Origin of the sequence: Mesorhizobium sp. M7A.F.Ca.MR.245.00.0.0 (genome assembly GCF_003997415.1) — a bacterium.
In the GTDB taxonomy this organism is placed as follows: domain Bacteria; phylum Pseudomonadota; class Alphaproteobacteria; order Rhizobiales; family Rhizobiaceae; genus Mesorhizobium.
This window is the reverse complement of sequence record NZ_RZTE01000005.1, coordinates 229,677-235,736: the sequence shown is the minus strand read 5'-3', so window position 1 is coordinate 235,736 and position 6,060 is coordinate 229,677. Positions and strand designations below refer to the sequence as shown.

Genomic DNA, 6,060 nt, shown 5'->3' with positions numbered 1-6,060 from the left:
CCTTGGGACTCAGCCCTTCCAGCCACGCCTTGCGTGCATGCACCCACAACGCGTCGGCGCCGGCATCGAAAACCCCATCCGCCAGCGCATCCAGGGCCGGCTCCGGATCCTGCTCGTCGACGCCGATACGGCATTTAACGGTCACGGGGATCTTCACCGCCGCTTTCATCGCCGCGACGCAGCCGGCGACGAGGTCCGGCACTTTCATCAGGCAGGCACCGAACGTGCCCGACTGGACGCGGTCTGACGGACAGCCGACATTGAGGTTGATCTCGTCATAGCCAAAGGCCTCGCCAATGCGGGCAGCCTCGGCGAGCTTTTTACGATCCGAGCCGCCGAGCTGCAGCGCGACCGGATGTTCCACCGCATCGAAGCCGAGCAGCCGCTCGCGCGCGCCATGGATGACCGCGTCGGCCACCACCATCTCGGTGTAAAGCAGCGCATGGCTTGTCAGCTGGCGGTGGAAGAACCGGCAATGCCGGTCCGTCCAGTCCATCATCGGGGCCACGGATAGCCTATGATCTTGATTTTGCAGCATTTGTTGTTTAACATCAAATCGTTAGAACGTGCCAAGTGCACACAATTTACGCCAGAATACGACCCTTTTCGCCACGTTTCGATCTCTCAGTGCACACGGAGCGCACACGAAAAAATGGCCACCTACACAAAGCTCTCGTCCGGGTCCTGGCGTGTCCAAGTCCGTCGCAAAGGTCGCTACGTCAGCGAAACCTTCCTGCGCCGAGACGACGCACGCCGCTGGGCGACGAAACCGAGCGCCAAGTCGATCGCGGTGAGACACCGACAAAGTCTCGAACAGCGCGCCTGAAAACCTTCGGCGAACTCATCGACCTTCATATCGACGACATGTGCGATGTAGGCAAGTCCCCTCGCCGCTCCAAGGCCGCAGCCCTCGCTATGCTCCAAAGACATCTCGGCAAGTGCAACATCGCGGCTCTCGATCGCGAACGGCTCATTCGTTTCGGCCGTGACCGGGCTGCCCAAGGTGCTGGACCGATGACGCTAGGCATCGACATCGGTTTCGTAAAACTCATTCTGGCTCATGCCGCTGCGGTGCACGGGCTGCCCGTCAAGGTCAAACCGGTTGATCTCGCGCGGATGGCCTGAAGAGGCTTGGCCTCGTTGGCAAAGGCAACCAGCGGGATAGGCGGCCGACAAATTGCAGAGCGCTGAAGGCGAGCATGCACGAGATCTATGGGCCGCGAAGGGTCGGCAGGCGTTCGATGCTGAACGGCGTGAAGAGTGGATGGGACGGCGAACTTAGCCACGGTTGGCGCGAGCAACGGCCAGCACGAAGCCCGAACAGCAGACTTCCGCCGGTGCGCCAGCGCCGCAGTCAAGCTTGCGCAATAAGTTTTCGCGCTCTTCGTCACTACCGGCGACAATCTTCTCTCGGAAGGGCGCAAGACTTGAGTTGGCGAAGCTCGTCAAAGCAGGCGCTGCCTAGGAGCAAACTTCAAATGCCAGACCGTGTTCCCCTCGTAACCTCCCGCACCCCACAGATGCGATCATGCACACTGCGCGTTGATAGAAGGTCTATAGCCAGGGTGCGAGCCAGCGGCACTGCTCTGCATAGCAGGAACGGCGTAAAGCGAGGGAAGCTCCTCGCCTTGGATGAGGTCGGCGAGCTGACAGTCGCCAGTGTCTCGCGCTGAAGCCAATCGACCAGCACTGCCACGTCCCATTCGTCAGGCTGGATCCTGCGGTTCAATCGACATCTGGTCGCCCGGCGAGGCCATGATCCTGCCGGCGTCCGAATTGATGTAGGCATCGGCGGCGACGTAGTCGACGGCAGGCATTTAGCACACGCTCGGATCGCAGCCGCGCAGCAAACGTCCAGGCCGCCCGCCTCGCTCGGTTTTCTTCCTAAAAACGGGAGGCACAGGCGGAGCGGCCCTTCATACCAGCGGCTTACTCGATGACGCGGGCGTCACCGACATCTGCGGCTGACGGATCCAACCCGTAAGCCTTGAGCGCTTCCGCGATCGCGCCATCCTTGCGGTAAGCTTCTAGGGACGTGTCAACGGCCTTCGCAAGATCCTCGTTGCTCTTGTCCAGCAGGAAGGCGGTCTGCGACGGGTTCATGGTCGCATCGATGCGCGGATCTTGTTTCAGCACATTTACCTTATAATTCTGTCCTTCGTTCTGAATGACAGCGGAGCCGAAGCCGTCGAGCGCCGCCTCAATACGACCGGCATGAAGGTCCTGCGCGAGGTTCAGCGACGACGGATAGGTCTTGGAGCCTTCGTAAAGCTTCTCCATGTCCTGGACCCATAAATATCCTTCAACGGTGCCGACCTTCTTGCCCAGCAGACCATCGACAGTATCAATGCCGTTGGTCGAGGTGACGGACAGTTGGTCGAGATAGACCGGCGTAGACAGAGCGACGACCTTCGCGCGGGCGGCGGTACGATAGAAGCCGCCAAGCGCGATGTCCGCGCGCCGCGACTGAACTGCGGAAACCGCGCCTGGATATGTGAAGATCTCATAAGCGATCTCCAGGCAGTTCTCCTTGGCAAAACGCTTCACGAGATCGCCGTCGATACCCGCGATGCCGCTGTCTTTTTCGAGCGAATACGGAGCGGTGTTGGTAAGCGCGACTGTGAGTTTGCCCGCTGACACGGTTTCGAAAACGTGCTGCGGCTTGCAATCCTGTGCGGACGCGACGCTGGCACCCAAGGCCGTAGCAATGGCCGCGGCCGAGATAATCTTACTCCAATTTTTCACTGTGCTCTCCTCTGACATTGATGGTTTTTGATTGCAGGTCAGCCGAGATGGCTGCCCAGCCTACGTTCGGTGTACGAGACCAGCCACCCGAACGGGACGGTGATGGCGAGATAGAACAGGCCCGCCAAGATCAGGACATCGAGGTAGAGGTAGGTGGCCGCACCCACGCGATAGGCGCGCGCCAGAAGTTCGGGGATGGCGATCGTGTATGTAAGGGCCGTCGCCTGGAAGATGAGAATGGCAAAGCCCATCAGTGCGGGTATTGCGAACAGGATTCCTTGGGGGATAACTACGAAGCGCAGGATGTCCCGGCGGGTCATGCCGAGCGCCCAGCCCGCCTCGATCTCACAATGCGGAACCGCGTTCAGACCGGCGCGAAGGATCTCGCTGGTGTAGGCGCCTGTCGTTAGCGCCAACGCAATCACGCCAGAGGTGAAGGCACTTACGGTCATCCCGGAAGCAGGCAATCCATAGTAGACCATCTGCAGGACGACGAGTGCAGGCGCACCACGCCCGATCTCGACCAATACCACCGCGAAATAGCGGACGAGCCTGTTTCCAGAGGAAGAGGCAAGCGCAAGAACGAGGCCGGTAGGCAATCCGAACAGCAGCGCCAGGCCCGCCAACTGAAGACTGACAATAGCTCCTTGGAAAAGCTGGGGCGACCAGTCCAGCCAGTTAGCCAGCATCTCGCTCATTTCGCTTGCCCCCTTGAGCGCAGCCGCCCGTCCACGGCGCGTGCCAACACGACAACGGGTATGGACAGCACGATGTAGAGAAGCGCCGCGAAAATGAACGGCGCGAAGCTGCCGCCGCCGCCTTGAGCCTGCTGCGATGCGTACATCATCACGTCGCGGACACCGATCGTGGAGGCCACGGTCGTGTCTTTGAGCAGGCTAACAAGGAAGGTCGCCATGGGTGGAACCGAGACGCGCAGTACCTGCGGCGCCAGGATATAGCGCAGCGTATCCAGGCGCGACATACCGAGCGCCGTGGACGCCTCCCGCTGGCCCTTCGAGAGGGCCAGGAAGCCACCCCTATAGATTTCGGCGAGATAGGCCGTTGATACCAACCCCATGCCCAGGATGGCAGCCTGATATGAACTGAGAACGATCACTCCGCTGCCCAATCCGAAGAAAATAATGAACAGCCAGACGATCGGCGGGATTCCTCGGACAACGTCGATGTATAGGCGCGCCGGCGCGCTTAGCAGAAGCAACCGGGAACGTCGCATCAGCACCAGCGGCATGGCTGCGATGGCCCCGACTCCGAAAGCGCCGAAGGTCACCAGCAGCGTGGCCGGAACGCCTCTGAGCAGTGAAACCAGCAGGTCGATCATCTGCGATCGACCACGGCACGGAAGAACTGCCGCGTGCGGGGCGACGACGGATTGCGGATCATGGCATCAGGCGGACCCTGCTCGATGATCTCTCCATTAGCCATGACGATTACGCGGTCGGCGACGTCTGCGGCAAAGGCGATCTCGTGCGTGACGATGATCATTGTCATGCCTTCCTGGGCGAGCTCGCGGATCACGGCCAACACCTCAAGCCCGAGTTCGGGATCCAGGGCGCTCGTGGGTTCGTCGAAGAGCATCACCTTGGGGTCAAGAGCCAGGGCGCGTGCGATCGCGATACGCTGCTGCTGGCCACCCGACAGGCGCGCCGGATAGGATTGCGCCTTGTCCGTAAGGTGTACGCGTTCGAGCAATTGGGCGGTGCGCGCGTCCGCCTGCTCCTTGGTGCGCCCCAGAACCCGCATCTGCGGCAGCGAAATGTTGCGCTGCACGGTCATGTGCGGAAACAGGTTGAAGGACTGGAAAACCATCCCGGTGGAACGTCGGAGCCTCAGCAGCTCTCCGGCGGACAGATTGCGGTCGACCGAAAACCGGATGGCACCCACTTCAAGGGTGCCGGATGACGGCTGTTCGAGCATGTTGATCGCGCGCAGCAGCGTGCTCTTCCCCGCGCCGCTGGGTCCGACGATCGCCACGACCTCGCCGCGCGTGATGTCGAGCGAGACGTTCTTCACGGCGTGATGGCCGCCATAGATCACGTTGATGTTCTTGATGCGTACGATATTTTCTGCCTCGGGCATGGCTTCTTTGTCCTTGCGCTAACGCCGGTGTCCCACTGGTCAAGCCGCCGCAGTATGTGTGCCCGGAACGTTTCTTTCCGGAGTTGGAGCGAGACTTTCGGTGCGTGGGATCGATGCGGGAGAGCCCTTGAGCACCCAGTCTGCGACGATCAGCCCAATCACCGGCGCGAGCTGAATCCCGTAGCCGCCCGCACCGGCCGCGGTGATCAGACCGGGCTCCGACTGATCGACTGGTCCGACATAGGGACGGTGGTCGGCGGTGACAGGGTAGAGGCCTGCCCAGCCCCGGCCGAGCCGGGCGCCCGGCAGATCAGGCAGGCGTTCGATCAGCATCTCGGCCAGCATGACCTTGGACCCTTCCTCGCACTGCTCGTTGTAGTTGTCCGGATCTTCGGGCGACGGCGAACTTACCTTGTGTATCTCGGCGATGAGCTCGCTCGCTTTCTCGTGCCGAAAGTTGAGTCCCGTGCCCTGCCCGTTCACCAGATCCATGACCATCGGCATTGTGTACGGGAGCGGCGCGTCCAAGTGGATTGTCAGCGCCTCGTGGCGCTCGGGGTGGATGTGCAGCGTCTGTCCGAGCATCTCGGCAACGCGTGGCGCCCAGGCGCCTGCCGCATTCACGACGAAGTCGCAGCCGATCGGCCCCTTGCTGGTGTCCAACCGATAGCCACCGGATGTCCGCGCGGCACCAAGCAGCTTGCGGAACTGGAAAACCTCGGAGCCGAGCTTCTTCACCTGTTGCGCCAGCAGCGTGCACATTTCGTGGGGATCGAGGAAGCCGTCGTCCGGCCCGAAGATGCCGCCTTCGAGCCCATCTGAACTCAAGTGCGGCACGAGTTGCTGAAGCTCGTTCGCCTGGTAGACCCTGGATCTGAAGCCGGCATCGCGCTGGATCTCCACCGAGCGCGCGAACAGTTCCATCTGCTCGGAGGTGCGCGCCAGACGCAGGTAGCCGATAGGGCTGAAGCCGAGACCGAGGCGCTCTTGCCACCGGCGGACGCGCTGCACCGATTGCATGCGCAGCTGTATCTCGAACGGATCCGTGAGCTGTGTCCCAACGACCCCGACCGAGCGGCCGCTGGATCCTGACGCAATGGATTGTGCGTCGATGACGGTGACGCGAGCGCCCTGTTCCGCGAGCGCGTGCGCAGAACACATACCGAGGGTACCCGCACCGATGACGACGACGTGAGGAGAAGCTGTCATGTGACTTCC

At 61.6% G+C, this 6,060-nt stretch carries 7 protein-coding genes and 1 pseudogene; 2 read left to right on the top strand and 6 right to left on the bottom strand.

Annotated elements, in window-relative coordinates; all coding sequences use genetic code 11:
• Positions 1 to 538 (bottom strand): tRNA dihydrouridine(20/20a) synthase DusA (dusA, locus tag EOB80_RS35160; protein WP_245466304.1); only part of this gene is annotated, 538 nt, incomplete at its 3' end.
• A 377-nt stretch (positions 539 to 915) separates the two neighbouring features.
• On the opposite strand from dusA, the gene EOB80_RS35155 reads away from it, so the two are divergent.
• A complete protein-coding gene (locus EOB80_RS35155) occupies positions 916 to 1,125 on the top strand; it encodes a hypothetical protein (protein ID WP_245466303.1) in 210 nt (69 codons plus the stop codon).
• A 43-nt stretch (positions 1,126 to 1,168) separates the two neighbouring features.
• A pseudogene (locus EOB80_RS35150) lies at positions 1,169 to 1,282 on the top strand (conjugal transfer protein TraD); the annotation flags it as partial.
• A 647-nt stretch (positions 1,283 to 1,929) separates the two neighbouring features.
• Here EOB80_RS35150 and EOB80_RS09055 read toward each other — a convergent pair.
• From EOB80_RS09055 to EOB80_RS09035, 5 genes are read right to left on the bottom strand one after another with little or no spacing between them, the layout of a single operon-like run.
• The gene (locus EOB80_RS09055) at positions 1,930 to 2,745 is read right to left on the bottom strand and encodes a transporter substrate-binding domain-containing protein (protein WP_164762562.1); all 816 of its coding nucleotides are present in this window, start codon (positions 2,743 to 2,745) and stop codon (positions 1,930 to 1,932) included.
• A gap of 38 nt (positions 2,746 to 2,783) precedes the next feature.
• The gene (locus EOB80_RS09050) at positions 2,784 to 3,443 is read right to left on the bottom strand and encodes an amino acid ABC transporter permease (RefSeq protein WP_127327393.1); all 660 of its coding nucleotides are present in this window, start codon (positions 3,441 to 3,443) and stop codon (positions 2,784 to 2,786) included.
• Positions 3,440 to 4,084, bottom strand: a complete 645-nt coding sequence (locus EOB80_RS09045; protein ID WP_127270812.1) for an amino acid ABC transporter permease — start codon at positions 4,082 to 4,084, stop codon at positions 3,440 to 3,442. The genes EOB80_RS09050 and EOB80_RS09045 overlap by 4 nt, the downstream gene beginning before the upstream one ends.
• On the bottom strand, positions 4,081 to 4,842 hold the full coding sequence (locus tag EOB80_RS09040; RefSeq protein ID WP_127327392.1) for an amino acid ABC transporter ATP-binding protein: 762 nt from the start codon (positions 4,840 to 4,842) through the stop codon (positions 4,081 to 4,083). Before EOB80_RS09040 ends, EOB80_RS09045 begins: the two co-directional genes overlap by 4 nt.
• Positions 4,843 to 4,881: 39 nt before the next feature.
• Positions 4,882 to 6,051 carry an FAD-binding oxidoreductase gene (locus tag EOB80_RS09035; RefSeq protein WP_127320748.1) on the bottom strand — a complete coding sequence of 390 codons (1,170 nt, stop codon included), beginning with the start codon at positions 6,049 to 6,051 and terminating at the stop codon, positions 4,882 to 4,884.
• Positions 6,052 to 6,060: the final 9 nt, after the last annotated feature.